This window comes from Pseudomonas sp. GW821-FHT09E04 (genome assembly GCF_059416185.1).
The window spans coordinates 192,518-209,027 of sequence record NZ_JBWKOR010000004.1 but is presented as its reverse complement, the minus strand read 5'-3'; the positions used below and the strand labels follow the sequence as shown (position 1 = coordinate 209,027).

Below are 16,510 nucleotides of genomic sequence, written 5' to 3'. Positions count from 1 at the left end.
TTGCCTTGTTGAAACTCAGCGATTGCGAGTCAGCAAGGCCGGTTTTTCACCGCGTGGACGGCTTGGCAGTTGATCGAGCTGTTCCGGAGTCGGGAAGCGGTCGGCTTTCGATTCCTTGTGCATGATCTTCGGGCCGCTGCTGCGCGGGTTCTGCACGGCCGGTTCTGCACGTTGCTGATCGTCACGGGCCGGGCGGCGGTTGCGCGGGTTTTCGTCGCGACGACCCTGGCCGTCACGCGGCGCACCGTTGCGCGGGCCGCTGCGTTTGGCCGGTGGGGTGCCGGTGCTCGAACCGTTGCTGTTGCGCGGACCGTTCTGGCGACCTTGTGGCTGGCCACCGGTGCGCGGCGCGCCCGAACCTGCGCCTTGCGCCGGAGCGCCTGGACGACGACCACGGCCGCCGGCCGGAGCCTGCTTCGGCACGTAGTCAACGCGGTTACCGAAGTTATCCACATCGTCGTCGAGGAATTCGTCCGGAGCACGGTCAGCAGCGGCGCGTGGCGGTTGGCTCGGTTGACGCTGTTCGCGGGCCGGGGTGCCTTCGCGCGGCTTCTGTTGACGGGCTGGACGCTCGCCACGCTCACCGCGTTCGCCGGCAGGTTTTTCCTTGCCCTTGTCTTTGCCTTTGTCTTTACGACCGCCACCACCACCGCCGCCATTCGGGCCGTCGCCGCGTGGGCCACGGGCATTGCGCGGGTTGCGCATGTCCGGACGCTCGCGCACTTCAGGCTTCTCGGCCTCGATGGTGCTGGCATCGAAGCCCATCAGGTCGCCGTCGGCGATTTTCTGCTTGGTCATGCGTTCGATGCTTTTCAGCAGTTTTTCTTCGTCCGGCGCAACCAGCGAGATCGCCTCGCCCGAACGACCGGCACGGCCGGTACGGCCGATGCGGTGCACATAGTCTTCATCGACGTTCGGCAGTTCGAAGTTGACCACGTGTGGCAGCTGGTCGATGTCCAGGCCACGGGCGGCGATATCGGTCGCTACCAGAATGCGTACTTCACCGGCCTTGAAGTCGGCCAGGGCTTTGGTGCGGGCGTTCTGGCTCTTGTTGCCGTGGATCGCGACAGCCGGCAGGCCGTGCTTGTCCAGGTACTCGGCCAGACGGTTGGCGCCGTGCTTGGTGCGGGTGAACACCAGTACCTGTTCCCAGGCGCCAGCAGTGATCAGGTGAGCCAGCAGCGCACGCTTGTGGCTGGCCGGCAGGCGGAATACGCGTTGTTCGATGCGCTCGACCGTGGTGTTCGGCGGCGTCACTTCGATGCGTTCCGGGTTGTGCAGCAGCTTGCCGGCGAGATCCGTGATGTCTTTGGAGAAGGTCGCCGAGAACAGCAGGTTCTGGCGTTTGGCCGGCAGGCGCGCGAGGACTTTCTTCACGTCATGGACGAAGCCCATGTCGAGCATGCGGTCGGCTTCGTCCAGCACGAGGATTTCAACGTGGGACAGATCGACGCTGCCCTGGCCGCACAGGTCGAGCAGACGACCCGGGCAGGCAACCAGTACGTCCACACCACGGGACATGGCCTGAACCTGCGGGTTCATGCCGACGCCGCCGAAGATGCAGGCGCTGACGAATTTCAGGTCACGGGCGTAGATCTTGAAGCTGTCGTGAACCTGGGCCGCGAGTTCGCGGGTCGGGGTCAGCACCAGGACGCGCGGTTGGCGCGGGCCGTGACGCTGGGATTTGTCCGGGTGACCGTTAGGGAACAGCCGCTCCAGGATCGGAAGGGCGAAACCGCCGGTTTTACCGGTACCTGTCTGTGCCGCAACCATCAGGTCGCGACCTTGCAACACGGCGGGAATGGCCCGCTGTTGCACCGGAGTAGGCTCGGTATAGCCCGCGTCTTCGATAGCGCGGACCAAAGCCTCGGAGAGACCGAGGGAAGCAAAGGACATGAGTAATCCTGTTTTAGTTAGGGCTTGGCCCAATGGGAGTCTTGCCTGGCGCGAATGGCGTTTAAGAGGACGCAATCCCGTCCGGTCCTGCTGCGGTTCCGAAGGCACGTCCGGAGCGCTCGCGCGGGCTGAAAAGCTGCGCTGTAGCGGGTCGGGAGGCCTGTTACGGTTCCGGGCGTCCGGGCGTGAGCCTGGCGGGAACGCCGGAGTATAACAGAGCAATCACTGCGCGCCGCTTTCCTGCTGCTCAACGGTTTTGCCGCTGGCGGTGGCGCTGCCCAGTGGCGCGGTCATGGCCGGGGTCGCGCCGTAGCGTGCGCTGAGCTCGGCATAGGCCGGTTCACGCTTGAAACGCTTGAGTTCGGCGCCGAAGCGCTGCACCAGCAAATCCATCCCTGCGTTGCGCCGAACGGCCAGGAACTGGCTCTGACGGCTGATGACAGTGGGGTTTTCAGTGATCTGGTTGCGGATATTCAGTTCATCGAGCAAGTGTTGGCCCACGCGTCGGTCGGTGATCAGCAGGTCGATCCGCCCGCGCACCAGTTTGCCGAAGTTGGCTTCGTGGGTCGGGGCCGGTTCCCGGGTGAACAGGGTCGACTCGCTGAAGTCCGGGCTGTACAGATAACCCGGCGAGGTGCCGATGGTCAGGCCCTTGAGGTCTTCAAGGCTGCGAAAGGGATGCGGTCGTTCGTTGGCGTAGAACATCACGAATTCGACGTCCGACAGCGGTTCGCTCGGGTAGAGCAGGGTGGCGTCGCGTTCGGCGCTGTGAAAAATGTCCAGTGCGCCGTCGGCCTGGCCGGTTTCGAGCATCGACAGGCAGCGTTTCCACGGCAGGAACTGCCATTCGACTTCGATGCCCAGGCGTTTGAACACGATGGCGGTGGTTTCGTAGTCCAGCCCGAGGTTCTTGCCGTTCTCTTCGTAAACGTACGGGGCCCACGGTTCGGTGACGATACGCAGCTTCTCGCCCCGAGCTGCAAAGCTCAGGCAAGCAAAAACCAGCACGGCGAATAACTGCGTGATCAAAGGCATGACTTGAGATTACGACGAGAAACGCCAAAGAGCCAGAAACTGGCAGCAGAAGCTCTGTTTCGGGCCTTAAAAGCAAAAGATCGCAGTTGCGACAGCCCTGTAAAAGCTGTCGAAAGTTGCGATCTTTTGTTGTGGCAAGAAGCGTTCAGCTTGCGGCGTACAGCGGTCTCAGCGTGGCAACTTCAGGTTGTTCCAGATCGCCAGGCTAGGTTCGGCCTGGTTCATGGAATAGAAGTGCAGACCAGGTGCGCCGCCCTGCAGCAGGCGTTCGCACATTTCGGTGACGACCTGTTCGCCGAAGCGCTGAATGCTTTGGCTGTCATCGCCATAGGCTTCCAGTTGCTTGCGGATCCAGCGCGGGATTTCCGCACCGCAGGCATCGGAGAAACGCGCGAGCTTGCTGTAGTTGGTGATCGGCATGATCCCCGGCACAACTGGAATGTCCACGCCCAGCGCCTGCAAACGGTCGACAAAGTAGAAGTAGCTGTCGGCGTTGAAGAAGTACTGGGTGATCGCGCTGTCGGCGCCGGCACGGGCCTTGCGCACGAAATTGGCGAGATCGTCTTCGTAATTGCGCGCTTGCGGATGCATTTCCGGGTAGGCGGCGACTTCGATGTGGAAATGATTGCCGGTTTCTTCACGAATGAACTCAACCAGTTCATTGGCGTGACGCAGCTCGCCGCTGGTCATGCCCATGCCGGACGGCAGGTCACCACGCAGGGCGACGATGCGCTTGATGCCGGCAGCCTTGTACTCGTTCAGCAGGCCGCGCAGATCGTCCTTGCTGTCGCCGACGCACGACAGGTGCGGGGCAGCGGGGATTTTGACTTCGCTTTCCAGCTGCAGCACGGTGTTCAGCGTGCGGTCACGGGTCGAACCGCCCGCGCCGTAGGTGCAGGAAAAGAAGTCAGGGCTGTAGGTGGCCAGCTGACGGGCAGTGGCGAGCAGTTTTTCATGCCCAGCATCGGTCTTGGTCGGGAAGAACTCGAAGCTGTAGCGACGGTCTTGGGACATGGAGGGGACCTCCAGCTACAAGCTGCAAGCTTCAAGCTGCAAGAGCAGCGGAGGTGCGCTGGTCTCTTGTGCCTGAAGCTTGCGGCCTGACACTGTTTTGACAAATAGGGGCAGAGCTTTCGGGCTTCGCGCGGCAAGCTCGGCTTGTGGCCTTGCTTGCCGCTTGAAGCTTGAAGCTCGCAGCTGCTCTTACTTAGTAGCGGTAAGCGTGCGGCTTGAACGGGCCTTCGACGGTCACGCCGATGTAGTCAGCCTGTTGCTTGGTCAGTTGGGTGACCACGCCGCCGAAGCCGCGAACCATTTCCAGGGCCACTTCTTCGTCGAGTTTCTTCGGCAGTACTTCAACGGTCAGGCGCTCGGCTTTCTGGGCTGGCGACAGGTCGGCGTACTTCTGGCCGAACAGGAAGATCTGGGCCAGAACCTGGTTGGCGAACGAACCGTCCATGATGCGGCTCGGGTGACCGGTGGCGTTGCCCAGGTTCACCAGACGGCCTTCGGCCAGCAGGATCAGGTAGTCGTCGTTCTGAGCGTCGAAAGCGCCCGGGCCGGTACGGTGGATCTTGTGTACCTGTGGCTTCACTTCTTCCCATGCCCAGTTCTTGCGCATGAAAGCGGTGTCGATTTCGTTGTCGAAGTGACCGATGTTGCAGACAACGGCGCGCTTCTTCAGGGCTTTGAGCATGTTTGCGTCGCAAACGTTGACGTTACCGGTGGTGGTCACGATCAGGTCGATCTTGCCCAGCAGCGCTTTGTCGATGCTGGCTTCGGTGCCGTCGTTGATACCGTCGATGAACGGCGAAACCAGTTCGAAACCGTCCATGCAGGCTTGCATGGCGCAGATCGGGTCGACTTCGGACACTTTAACGATCATGCCTTCCTGACGCAGGGACTGGGCCGAGCCCTTGCCCACGTCACCGTAGCCGATGACCAGCGCTTGCTTGCCGGACAGCAGGTGGTCAGTACCACGCTTGATGGCGTCGTTCAGGCTGTGACGGCAGCCGTACTTGTTGTCGTTCTTGGACTTGGTCACCGAGTCGTTGACGTTGATGGCCGGGATGCGCAGTTCGCCCTTGGCCAGCATGTCCAGCAGACGGTGTACGCCGGTGGTGGTTTCTTCGGTCACGCCGTGAACGCGGTCCAGAACCTGTGGGTACTTGTCGTGCAGCAGCTGAGTCAGGTCGCCGCCGTCGTCGAGGATCATGTTGGCGTCCCATGGCTGGCCATCTTTCAGGATGGTCTGCTCCAGGCACCACTCGTACTCTTCTTCAGTCTCGCCTTTCCAGGCGAAAACCGGGATGCCGGCAGCGGCGATGGAAGCAGCGGCCTGATCCTGAGTCGAGAAGATGTTGCAGGACGACCAGCGCACTTCGGCACCCAGGGCAACCAGGGTTTCGATCAGCACGGCGGTCTGAATAGTCATGTGGATGCAGCCGAGGATTTTTGCGCCTTTCAGCGGCTGCTCGGAAGCGTACTTGCGGCGCAGACCCATCAGGGCCGGCATTTCCGACTCGGCGATGATGGTTTCGCGACGGCCCCAGGCAGCCAGGGACATGTCGGCAACTTTGTAATCGTTAAAATCTGCAGGCGTGATAACAGCGCTCATGAGAGCCTCCATTCGTAATGTATGCGAATGGGCGCCGTTGTGCGTTTAGTGTCCGGCCTGAGCCAGTCAACGCCCCATCCGAGCCTGACAGGTTGAACCTGCTGCAGCGCCCCTCGGACAGGTGGCGGGAAAACGGTATCAAGTGAACGTTACCGTTTTGAAACGGGGGCGATTATAGCCGTCTAGACTGATCTTCCAAAGGGTTTCTGTCGGCCAAATGAAGATCGCCAATCGCGACCATAGTAGAAGCCTCATGGAGCATGACCGATCAGTCTGCCAAGATGGCGCCCATCTTTCGGCAAACGCTCAGGAGTGAACATGAATTTCCACACCCGCAAATGGGTAAAACCCGAAGACCTCAACCCCAACGGCACCCTGTTCGGCGGCAGCCTGCTGCGCTGGATCGACGAAGAAGCCGCGATCTACGCCATCGTTCAACTGGGCAACCAGCGTGTGGTGACCAAGTACATTTCCGAGATCAACTTCGTCAGCGCCTCGCGCCAGGGCGACATCATCGAGCTGGGCATCACCGCCACCGAGTTCGGCCGCACCTCGATCACCCTGACCTGTGAAGTGCGCAACAAGATCACCCGCAAGAGCATCCTGACGGTCGAGAAGATGGTCTTCGTCAACCTCGGTGAAGACGGCCTGCCGGCACCGCACGGGCGGACCGAAATCAAATACGTCAAAGACCAGTTCAAGGATGAAACGCCTGTTACCGAGTAATCGGCGCGTTCTGTAGAACGGAAGCCGAATGGCGCGTGTCGTAGTTTTATGACCCCGCCACCGGTTTCCCGCCATGACCACGCCAACAGACGGCAAGACCCCCGACCTCTCGGCCAAGGAACAGCACGAAGTCGAGAAAAACCAGCCGCCCCGCGCGGCAGTCCTGCATGAAATCATCCGTAAACAGGGCGACCAGGAACTGGAGCGCAGCATTGCCGCGCTGTGGTGGTCGGCGCTGGCGGCGGGGCTGACCATGGGCCTGTCGCTGATGGGCATGGGCCTGCTCAATTCCCGGTTGCCCGAGGGTGACGAATTCAAGGTGATCGCCAGCTTCGGCTACTGCGCAGGTTTTCTCGCGGTGATCCTGGCTCGCCAGCAACTGTTCACCGAAAACACCCTGACCGCTGTGCTGCCGGTCATGACCAAACCGACGATCCGCAACTTCGGCCGACTGATCCGACTCTGGACAGTCGTACTGTTCGGCAATCTGTGCGGCACGATTCTGGTGGCTTACGTGATGCTCGAGCTGCCGATCTTCGACAGCAAGACCGACGCCGCCTTCCTCGAAATCGGTCGCAAGGTCATGGAAAACCACGCCAGCCAGATGTTCGCCAAGGGCATCGTTTCCGGCTGGATGATCGCCACCATGGTCTGGATGATTCCGTCCATGGAAAGCGCGAAGATGTGGATCATCATCCTCATCACCTACCTCATGGCACTGGGCGACTTCACCCACATCGTGGTCGGCTCGGCGGAAGTGTCGTATCTGGTGTTTGCCGGCGAGTTGCCGTGGAGTGATTTCTGGGCGGTATTTGCCGGACCGACATTGGCGGGCAACATCATCGGCGGCAGTTTCATCTTCGCCCTGATCAGCCATGCGCAGATCCGCAGCGAAAGCGGCAAGCCGAAGGAGTCTGCGGATCAGGCGGAAAAGCCCGACCCGCAGCGGATCAGGAAATGATCAGTGGTGCGCAGGTTCGGCAGTGGTTGCCGGTTCATTGCGGGTCGCATGTTTGACCAGTTTGCCGATGGTCAGACCCTGCAGCAGGATCGACGACAGCACCACGATGTAGGTGATGCTCAGCAGCAGATCGCGTTCCGGGCCAAGCGGCAGGGCCAAAGCCAACGCCACCGAAACACCGCCGCGCAAACCGCCCCAGGTCAGGATCCGGATGGTGCCGCGCGGCACTGTGCGCCAGCGGCGCAACAGGACAATGGCCGGGGCCACGGTGAGCAGGCGCGACAGCAGAATCGCCAGCGCCAGCAGGCTCGCCGCCGCCACGTGCAGCCAGTTGAACGGCAGCAGCAACAGCTCCATGCCGATCAGCGCGAACAGCAGGGCGTTGAGCATGTCGTCGAGCAACTCCCAGAAACCGTCCAGGTATTTGCGCGTCATGTCGTTCATCGCCAGATTGCGACCGAGGTTGCCGATGATCAGACCAGCGACCACCATCGCAATCGGCGCCGAGACGTGCAACTCGGTGGCCATCGCCGAACCGCCGATGACCAGCGCCAGGGTCAGCATGACTTCGATCTGGTGCTGCTCGATGCTCTTGATCATCAGGTACACCAGATAACCGATCAGCCCGCCGAACAGCACGCCGCCCACTGCTTCATGGACGAACAGCATGGCCGTGGCGCCGACGGTCGGGGTTTCGCCCAGTTGCGCGATGCCCAGCAGCACGGTGAACACCACCACGGCGGTGCCGTCGTTGAACAGGGATTCGCCGACGATGGTGGTCTTCAGCGGCTTCGAGGCATTGGCCGTACGCAACACGCCAAGCACCGCGATCGGGTCGGTCGGGGAAATCAGCGCGCCGAACAACAGGCAGTAGAGGAAGCTCACGTGCCAGCCGAAGAGGGCAAAAATGTAGTAGGCGAGGCTGCCGATCACGGCGGTGGCGATCAGTACACCGAACGTCGCCAGCAGGCCGATGGGCCAGCGGTAGCTGCGCAGGTCGTTCAGGTTGACGTGCAAGGCGCCGGCGAACAGCAGGAACGACAGCATCCAGTTCATCAGCAGATCACCGAAGTCGATCTGGCCGATCAGTTGCTGTACGCGCTCTTCGAGGCCGGGGTAGCCGAGCAGGCTCAGGCCTTGCAGCAACAGGGAAAACATCAGTGCGGTAACCATCACGCCGATGGTCGGAGGCAAACCGATGAAGCGGAAATTCACAAAAGTGAGGAGGGTGGTGAGGCAGATGAAAGCGGCGACGAGTTCAAGCATCCGGGGTCCTTTGGATGGGGGTGAAAAGACAGCGCGCCCGTTCGTGGACGCAAGGGTTGGATGGGCAGATGCCGGGTGGGGGCACAATTGTGTCGCCCAGACAGGATTTTTTGAGATTTGTCTGTGCGCAACCGGTTGCGACGGGGGCGCTTGACGTATAAACAGCGCCTGACACATCGCGAATCAAAGACCTGATCAAATGGCTCAGGTTCAAAAACAAGAATGAAGGAGTGACACGTGCTGGCGACAGCTCTGGTGTTGGTGGCGGCGCTGTTGCACGCAGCGTGGAATACCCTGATCAAATTCAGCGCCGAACGGCTGCTGGTGGTGGCCTGCATGGACACCGTGGCGCTGTTGTTTGTCGCGCTGGCGTTTCCTTTCATCAGCCTGCCGCCGCTGGAGATCTGGCCGTGGATTCTGGCGTCGGCGGCGTTCGAGCTGCTCTATCGCTACCTGTTGATCCAGGCCTATCGAGTCGGCGACCTGGGCCTGGTTTATCCACTGATGCGCGGTTTGTCGCCGCTGGTGGTACTGGCGCTGACCCTGATCTTCGCCGGTGAAGTGCTGACCACGCAGCAGATCTTCGGGATCATGTTGATCCCGCTGGGCATGGCCTGCCTGCTCTGGCAGGGCGGTGGCGGGAAACACTTGCCATGGTCGATGCTGCCGGTGGTGGCGCTGATCGGGTTGTGCATCGGCTGCTACACCTACATCGATGGCCAGGCCTTGCGGCGCTGGTCGCATCCACTGGATTACCTGGTCTGGGTCACGCTGCTCAGCGCGTGGCCGTTCCCGCTGCTGGCGTGGGTGGCCAAGCGGCCGGCGTTCATGCTGTTCTGGCGCGAACAATGGAAGCTGGGACTGGCGGTCGGGTTCTGCGTGTTGTTCAGCTACGCTCTGGTGCTGTGGGCGATGCAACTGGGGTCGATTGCCGAAGCGGCGGCGTTGCGTGAAATCAGCGTGATTCTGGTGGTGCTGTTCGGCATGCGTTACCTGAAAGAACCTTTCGGTCGGCCACGGCTCTTAGCCTGTGGGCTGGTGCTGATCGGCATGCTGGTGATGAAGTTCTGACCCGCCAATACTCTAAAAACTGAAGAAGGACGGCGTTATGACGGTGGCTCTGTGGTGCGTTTTGATTGCGATTTTTCTGCCCTATGTGTGCACGGGCGTGGCCAAGGCTGTCGGTGGTTATCGGCTCAGCGACAACCACGATCCTCGGGATTTTCTCGAAAGCCTGAACGGTCTGGCCCGACGGGCCCATGCGGCGCAACTGAACAGTTTTGAAGTGACGCCGGCGTTTGCGGCGGCGGTGATCGTCGCGCATCTGGTGGGCACGGCGGAACTGGTGACGGTGAATGTACTGGCGGTGCTGTTCATCACCAGTCGTCTGCTCTACATCATTTGTTATCTGGCGGACTGGGCGATTCTGCGGTCGCTGGTGTGGTTTGTCGGGATGGGGCTGATCGCCAGTTTCTTCTTCGTTTCGGTCTGAAGCTGAACAGATCGCAGGCTGACGAGGCCTGCGATCTTTTGCGTTGCGCTTACAGTTTGTCGGCCACCTGCGGCACTTGCGGTAACGCTGCGCCTTTGGGCCAGAGCATCCAGATCTGCCCCTGCTGCTTCATGTCACCGGCCAGTTGCCCGGCGGCCTCACCGGTGCCCCAGAACAGGTCTGCACGAACTTCGCCGGCAATCGCGCCGCCGGTGTCCTGCGCGGCTACCGGGCGTACCAGTGCCGTGCCGTCAGGGCGAGTGGTCGACAGCCACAGCAGGCTGCCCAGCGGGATCACCTTGCGATCCACCGCCGCGCTGTAACCGGCGGTCAGCGGCACATTCAACGAGCCGCGCGGGCCTTCGTTGCTGTCCGGGTTGCGGGTGAAGAACACATAACTCGGGTTGCTGCCCAGCAACTCCGGAATTCGCGACGGATTGGCCTTGGCCCAGTTGCTGATCGCGCCCATGGTCACGTCTTCTTTCTTCAGCTCACCCTGTTCCACCAGCCAGCGGCCGATCGGCCGGTACGGATGACCGTTCTGGTCGGCGTAGGCGATGCGCAGTTGCCGGCCGTCATCGGTCTGAATCCGCCCCGAACCCTGGATCTGCAGGAATTGCAGGTTCATCGGATCGGTCAGCCACGCCACCACCGGTGCCTTGACGCCTTTGGTCTCGATGGTCGCGGCGTCGTCGTAAGGCTTGAGCACGCGACCTTCGAGGCGTCCGCGCAGACGTTTGCCTTTCAGCTCGGGGTAAATGCTGTCCAGGGACACGATGATCATGTCTTCAGGCACGCCGTACACCGGCACGTTGGCGGTCGCTGTTTGCGTCAGGCTGCCGGGGTAGACCGGTTCGTAGTAGCCGGTGATCAGGCCGTTGGGATTGTCGTGCTCGGCGCGCAGTCCGAAGACGTCGAGGTGCTGCTTGAGGAAGCTGCGGATGTCGCCGGCGCTTTGCGGCACATTGGCGGCCGCCGCGCAGGTGGCGCCCCAGATCGGGTCAGCCTTGAGCCGGGTGCAGGCGCTGCGCCACGAACCGAAACCGGCCACCAGATCGTTGTCGGACACTGCGGGCAGCGCTTCCCAGGTGGCGCTGGAGTAGGTGGCCAGTGCGTGGGTTTTCGGCTTGGCACTGTCGCCCCCGGTGCAGCCGGCGAGGATGGCCAGCAGCGGCAGGGTTGCGATGAGTGGGTGACGCCAGGCCTTGAAACGGCTGTTCATGGAGAATTTCCTGTGTCGGTTGCAGGCGTGCTCCATGCGCGCCAGCAACCCGTATTATTAATAGGGCTATTGGTGTTTGGCGGTGACGCGAGGATACTGGCCGCCGAATTCCGTGACCTGAAGCCACCATGACTCTTAAAAGACTTTCTGTTGTATTGCTGGCCTGTCTGACTTTGTCCGCCTGCGGCGGTGTCGATCCGAATTCCCCGCTGGGCCAGCGCAAGGCGATCTTCAAGCAGATGCTCAAGACCGGCGAAGACCTGGGCGGCATGCTGCGCGGGCGCATCGCCTTCGACGGGCCGAAATTCACGGAAGGCGCGGTCAAGCTCGATGCGCTGTCCCATGAACCGTGGAAGCATTTCCCTTCGGTGCGCGAAGAAGATCACACCAGCGCCAAGGATGATGTCTGGCAGCGACAGGCACGTTTCCAGGAGATGGCCCGCACCCTTGAGGCCGCCACTGGTGAACTGGTGATCGCCAGCAAGGTTCAGCCTTACAAGGTCAGCAACCTGGGGCCGGCGGTGCAGAAGGTTGAAGATGCTTGCAGTGCCTGCCATAAAGAATTTCGGGATCATTGATCCTGAGGTGCGGTGAAGGAGCGGGCTCTTTCACCGCACGTTGCCTTCCGGATTACTTGTCCAGTTCGTCCAGCGCGTCCTGCAATTCCTTGCGCGACTCGGCGAGCTTGTTCTTGCGCTTGTCGATCTTCTCCGGATCGCCTTTCTTCATGGCCTTGTCGAGGTCGGCCTGGCGCTTGCTCACTTCGTGCTTGGCATCGAGCACCTTGTTTTCACGTTCCTTCTTCAGGCCCGCATCGGTGCAGTGTTCGGTGACTTCGCGCAGGGCGGTTTCGAGGCCGGCCTGCTGGTCGGCGTTGCCGCGGGATTTGGCCTGTTCGATCTGATTGATGATGCCTTGCTTCTTGGCAGCACAACCGGTCAGACCCGGGGCGTCTTCGCCAGCCATCGCGGGGGCGGCCATTACGCCGCAAAGAGTCAGCAGGGCGAGCGGTGCGAGAAATTTCATAAAAGCTCCATGTGCAAAGGCAATCGGGTCGTGAAAGCACTGCGCTCTTGGAGCGCCTCGGCGACCGTTGGGTTCCCGGCGTACCGGGATGCATGTTCAGAAACCGTCGATTCCGGCGGCACGTAAGGTTTCACTCAGGACCAGCACCTGCGGGTCGCGGAAAAAAGCGCTCAATTGCGCCGCGCGACCGGGGCCGATTCCGGGCTCTGCCTGCCATTGTTCGGTATTTCGTTGTGCCAGCGCTTGCCATGAGTCAGCCAAAGAAGCCTGGCCGGTCGGCGGCAGCCCGAGGGCTTTGAGCCACTGGGTGAACGGCCGTTGGCGAGCGCTGTGAAAACTGTGCGACAGGCGAGCGCTGCTGCGTTCGCCGAGGCCGGCAATCTTAGCAAGCTCTGGCCCGTCGAGGGTCAACCAATCCAGCAGGCTGTCCAGGCGGCCTGTTTCCAGAAGTTTCTCCCACGTACCGCGCCCGACATGGGGCAGTGCCAGCCCTTGCTTGCCGCCAAGCCAGGTCAGGCGCGCGAGGAACTGACTCTCGCATCCGGGCGTTGGTTGCCAGCAGCTTAGCGCGTGAAAGTCGCTGGCGAGTGGAGCGTTCAGCTCGACGCGCTCTGTGCTGCGCAGCACAACGCTGTCGAGTCGCGGTATCGTCAGCCCGGCCAGGCTGATCGCCACTTGGTCGCCGGGACGAATGTCCAGTTCCTGCCAGCGTTTGAGTGAGCTGACGCTGACGCGTCTGATCTGGCGATCATCGAGCATGACCGGCGCCAGTTCCAGCACGGGGGTGATGCGCCCGGTACGGCCGATCTTGAAATTGACCTTGCGTACACCGGCCAATGCCTGGGCGAACGGGTACTTCCAGGCCACGGCCCAGAAAGGCGGGCGCGCCTGCCAACGTTCGGCCGCAGGACGCAGACTTTGGCGCAAGACGATGCCATCACTGGCGAAGGGCAGTGGTGAGCGATACCAGTGATCACGCCACTTTTGCGCCTCGGCAAGATTGCTGACGGGATGGCTGTAAGGTTCAGTCGTGGCGAAGCCCAGTGATGCCAGGCCCGTGATTCGCTCTGTGAGGCTGCTTGGGCCCAGCGGCCAGTCCCAGACAAAAAGCCCGATGCCTGCTGCCTGTTCGGCACTCAAGTCCTTGCGTCCCATCAGGCCGGCGACTGTCGCACGGGCGTTGGCGCTGCCGGCTCGGGCCTGGATATGGTCGTTCAGTCGCCAATAGAGTTCACCCTGCACTGACAGATCTCGCGGTTGTGTCAGTTGCCGGGGAATGGCGTTGATCTTGTGCGCCGATGCAGTCCAGTCCTGCCCGCGAATCCCGTCGCCGCGACTGATCGCCTGCTGCAAACGCCCGGCGCGATAGACCAGCGTGACGGCCACGCCGTCGATCTTGGGTTGTGCCCAGACGTCCTTGCGGTCGCGCAGCCAGGCTTCGATGTCCGCTGCGTCGTGAAGTTTGTCGAGGCCGGTATGAGCGATCGGATGTGCGACCGGACCTGACGCCGTCCGTAACGGCTTGGGCGGTGAAGGAAGTTTGAAGCACTGGCGCCATTCGCCGAGCCGGGTGCGGGACTGATCGTAGAGTTCGTCGGTGATCAGTGATCGGCCTTCTCGGTGATAGGCGTCGTCCCACTGATCGACCTGCTGCTGCAGGGCGACGATTTCGGTTTGTGCACGGTCGGCGGGCCAGGTGGGGCAGTCGTCAGCGAAGGCGCTGAGGTGGATGAAAACCGGCAGGAAAAAGAAAAACAGGCGCAGTGTGGCAAGCATCGTGAGCGTCCTTGCTCAGAGAGATACCTGAAGGCTAGCCGGGATTTTCAAGCGGGTCGGTCGGCTGTTTTGCCGGTTGTTTCGCGGCCATGAAAAAGCCCCGCACGGCGCGAACCGTGCGGGGCTTCTTGTACCGCCAGGGAAGTCTTACAGACCGGCAGCAGAACGCAGAGCGTCGGCGCGGTCGGTTTTTTCCCAGGTGAACGTGGTGAAGGTGTCTTCGCCAACGGTCTTGGTCTGCGGAGCGCGGCCGAAGTGGCCGTAGGCTGCGGTTTCCTGGTACATCGGGTGCAGCAGGTCGAGCATGGTGGTGATTGCGTATGGACGCAGGTCGAACACTTCGCGGACCAGTTTGATGATCTTGTCATCGCTGATCTTGCCGGTACCGAAGGTGTTCAGCGAGATCGAAGTAGGCTGGGCCACACCGATCGCGTAGGAAACCTGAATCTCGCAACGCTCGGCCAGGCCGGCGGCCACGATGTTCTTGGCAACATAACGGCCAGCGTAGGCGGCCGAACGGTCAACCTTCGATGGATCCTTGCCGGAGAACGCGCCACCGCCGTGACGGGCCATGCCGCCGTAGCTGTCGACGATGATCTTGCGACCGGTCAGGCCGCAGTCACCTACCGGGCCGCCAATGATGAACTGGCCGGTCGGGTTGATGTGGAACTGGGTGTCCTTGCTCAGCAGTTCGGCAGGCAGCACGTGCTTGACGATCAGCTCCATCACGCCTTCGCGCAGGTCTTTGTACGACACTTCAGGGTTGTGCTGGGTCGACAGAACAACAGCGTCGATACCCACAACCTTGCCGCCTTCGTAACGGCAAGTCACTTGCGACTTGGCGTCTGGACGCAGCCAAGGCAGCAGACCCGATTTGCGGGCTTCGGCCTGGCGCTGAACCAACTGGTGCGAGAAGGTGATCGGTGCTGGCATCAGCACGTCGGTTTCGTTGCTGGCGTAGCCGAACATCAGGCCCTGGTCGCCGGCGCCCTGATCTTCAGGCTTGGCACGGTCAACACCCTGGTTGATGTCAGGGGACTGCTTGCCGATGATGTTCATCACGCCGCAGGTCGCGCCGTCGAAGCCGACGTCGGAGCTGTTGTAGCCGATGTCGAGAATCACGTTACGCACGATCTCTTCCAGATCGACCCAGGCGCTGGTGGTCACTTCACCGGCAACGATGGCCACGCCAGTCTTGACCAGGGTTTCCACGGCAACGCGTGCGTGTTTGTCCTGGGTGATGATGGCGTCCAGCACCGCATCGGAAATCTGGTCGGCGATTTTGTCCGGATGCCCTTCGGACACGGACTCGGAGGTGAAGAGGGAGTATTCGCTCATCTCGATGTTTTCCTGAATTTACCGATGGTGAGTGTCGCCAGTCGGTCGCTGAAAATGGCGGACCTGAATCTGGAAACCATTACGTAAGCCTACATAGAGGCTGTCCCCGGGAACGAGTCCCGCAGCGGTGGCCCAACGGGCCAGATCGTCCTGTTCAAACCCCAACCACAGATCACCGCAGGCCTCCCTGGCCCAACTCTGGTTGTGGCTACATAACTCTGTCACGAGCAGGCTACCGCCCGGTTGCAGCAGGCTGGCCATGTGCTTGAGCGCTTCGGCCGGCGCGGCGAAATGGTGCAACACCATGTTCAACACCACGCAATCGGCCTGAAGGCTCACGCCATTCAATGCATCGGCCAATTGCAGGCTGACGTTAGCCAGCTTTTCACGTTCACATACTTGGCGGGCCAGTTCGAGCATCGCCGCGCTGTTGTCCAGTGCGGTTACGGTGCCGAAACGACGGGCCAGTTCCGGCAGGAAAGCACCATCGCCGGGGCCGACTTCGATGGCCGAGGCTGCACCATCGAAATTCAGTTTGTCGAGCAGGGCCAGCACGCTTTCACGGTACTGCGGCAGGCCGGCAATCAAATCCTGCTGGGCGCGGAATTTCTCTGCGACCCGTGCGAAAAAGTCCTGGCTGTTGGCAGCACGCTGCCCGTGTACTTGTGCGATCCGCGTTTCCACGTCGGCCGGCAGCGCCAGATTGTCGACTTCTTCTAACAACGCAGCGTGCAACTTGCCGCCCAGCAACTCGGTGTGGGGCAGGGCACGGCGATAGAACACCGCATTGCCTTCACGGCGAGTCGCCACCAGATCCGCCTGTGCCAGCACTTTAAGGTGATGGCTCATGCCGGACTGGCCGATATCGAAAATCTGCGCCAGTTCCAGTACGCCGAACGAATCGTTGGCCAGGGCGCGCAATACATTCAGCCGCAGCGGATCGCCGCCGGCCTTGCACAGGGCCGCCAGCTCGTCGCAATCGTCATGGCGAATGGAAGGCACGCGTAAGTTCATAGGGCCAGCAGTCTAGAGACGGCCGGAAAACACCGCAAGGTCAATATCAAAAAGTTTTGATATTGCTCGATGGATGGCGCTTTTTATTGCACTTCTCACTGACCGGTTAACTCTACAGACGAACAGCGGAAAGGTTTCACC

The 16,510-nt window shown here is 61.3% G+C and carries 15 protein-coding genes and 1 riboswitch; of the genes, 5 read left to right on the top strand and 10 right to left on the bottom strand.

Translation table 11 applies throughout. The features are described from left to right. Positions 1-15: 15 nt before the first annotated feature. From rhlE2 to ahcY, 4 genes are all read right to left on the bottom strand, one after another. Positions 16-1,896 (bottom strand): RNA helicase RhlE2, encoded by a 1,881-nt coding sequence (gene rhlE2 / locus AC07N4_RS15940; protein ID WP_096817662.1) that lies wholly within the window; start codon positions 1,894-1,896, stop codon positions 16-18. A 222-nt stretch (positions 1,897-2,118) separates the two neighbouring features. Continuing rightward, entirely contained in the window at positions 2,119-2,931 is an 813-nt protein-coding gene (locus AC07N4_RS15935; protein WP_096817664.1) for a substrate-binding periplasmic protein, read from the bottom strand. 168 nt (positions 2,932-3,099) lie between these two features. Beyond that, a complete protein-coding gene (gene metF / locus AC07N4_RS15930) occupies positions 3,100-3,945 on the bottom strand; it encodes a methylenetetrahydrofolate reductase [NAD(P)H] (RefSeq protein ID WP_493065703.1) in 846 nt (281 codons plus the stop codon). A gap of 193 nt (positions 3,946-4,138) precedes the next feature. Beyond that, positions 4,139-5,548, bottom strand: a complete 1,410-nt coding sequence (gene ahcY / locus AC07N4_RS15925) for an adenosylhomocysteinase (RefSeq protein ID WP_127800358.1) — start codon at positions 5,546-5,548, stop codon at positions 4,139-4,141. A 22-nt stretch (positions 5,549-5,570) separates the two neighbouring features. Beyond that, positions 5,571-5,669: riboswitch (S-adenosyl-L-homocysteine riboswitch) on the bottom strand. Between the two features lie 197 nt (positions 5,670-5,866). On the opposite strand from ahcY, the gene AC07N4_RS15920 reads away from it, so the two are divergent. Both AC07N4_RS15920 and AC07N4_RS15915 read left to right on the top strand, forming a co-directional pair. Further along, the gene (locus AC07N4_RS15920; protein WP_007959686.1) at positions 5,867-6,274 is read left to right on the top strand and encodes an acyl-CoA thioesterase; all 408 of its coding nucleotides are present in this window, start codon (positions 5,867-5,869) and stop codon (positions 6,272-6,274) included. Between the two features lie 73 nt (positions 6,275-6,347). Next, positions 6,348-7,235 (top strand): formate/nitrite transporter family protein, encoded by an 888-nt coding sequence (locus AC07N4_RS15915; protein WP_273539375.1) that lies wholly within the window; start codon positions 6,348-6,350, stop codon positions 7,233-7,235. On the opposite strand, the gene AC07N4_RS15910 is transcribed toward AC07N4_RS15915, so the two are convergent. Then, a complete protein-coding gene (locus tag AC07N4_RS15910; RefSeq protein WP_273539376.1) occupies positions 7,236-8,501 on the bottom strand; it encodes a cation:proton antiporter in 1,266 nt (421 codons plus the stop codon). A gap of 237 nt (positions 8,502-8,738) precedes the next feature. Between AC07N4_RS15910 and AC07N4_RS15905 the strand changes: the two genes are divergently transcribed. Continuing rightward, positions 8,739-9,572, top strand: coding sequence for an EamA family transporter (locus tag AC07N4_RS15905; RefSeq protein ID WP_273539377.1), 834 nt, complete (start codon positions 8,739-8,741; stop codon positions 9,570-9,572). 37 nt (positions 9,573-9,609) lie between these two features. Further along, a complete protein-coding gene (locus AC07N4_RS15900) occupies positions 9,610-9,993 on the top strand; it encodes an MAPEG family protein (RefSeq protein WP_102619717.1) in 384 nt (127 codons plus the stop codon). A gap of 49 nt (positions 9,994-10,042) precedes the next feature. On the opposite strand, the gene mltA is transcribed toward AC07N4_RS15900, so the two are convergent. Further along, positions 10,043-11,215: a murein transglycosylase A gene (mltA, locus tag AC07N4_RS15895; RefSeq protein WP_102619718.1), complete on the bottom strand. Its 1,173-nt coding sequence runs from the start codon at positions 11,213-11,215 to the stop codon at positions 10,043-10,045. 128 nt (positions 11,216-11,343) lie between these two features. On the opposite strand from mltA, the gene AC07N4_RS15890 reads away from it, so the two are divergent. Beyond that, positions 11,344-11,793, top strand: coding sequence for a c-type cytochrome (locus AC07N4_RS15890; protein WP_096817705.1), 450 nt, complete (start codon positions 11,344-11,346; stop codon positions 11,791-11,793). 52 nt (positions 11,794-11,845) lie between these two features. On the opposite strand, the gene AC07N4_RS15885 is transcribed toward AC07N4_RS15890, so the two are convergent. The 4 genes from AC07N4_RS15885 to AC07N4_RS15870 form a co-directional block, all read right to left on the bottom strand. After that, a complete protein-coding gene (locus AC07N4_RS15885) occupies positions 11,846-12,241 on the bottom strand; it encodes a DUF1090 domain-containing protein (protein ID WP_102619720.1) in 396 nt (131 codons plus the stop codon). A 96-nt stretch (positions 12,242-12,337) separates the two neighbouring features. Beyond that, positions 12,338-14,017, bottom strand: coding sequence for an NAD-dependent DNA ligase LigB (ligB, locus tag AC07N4_RS15880; protein ID WP_493065704.1), 1,680 nt, complete (start codon positions 14,015-14,017; stop codon positions 12,338-12,340). A 147-nt stretch (positions 14,018-14,164) separates the two neighbouring features. Then, positions 14,165-15,355 carry a methionine adenosyltransferase gene (metK, locus tag AC07N4_RS15875; RefSeq protein WP_096817710.1) on the bottom strand — a complete coding sequence of 397 codons (1,191 nt, stop codon included), beginning with the start codon at positions 15,353-15,355 and terminating at the stop codon, positions 14,165-14,167. An 18-nt stretch (positions 15,356-15,373) separates the two neighbouring features. After that, positions 15,374-16,369 (bottom strand): metalloregulator ArsR/SmtB family transcription factor, encoded by a 996-nt coding sequence (locus AC07N4_RS15870; RefSeq protein WP_273541168.1) that lies wholly within the window; start codon positions 16,367-16,369, stop codon positions 15,374-15,376. Positions 16,370-16,510 lie beyond the last annotated feature (141 nt).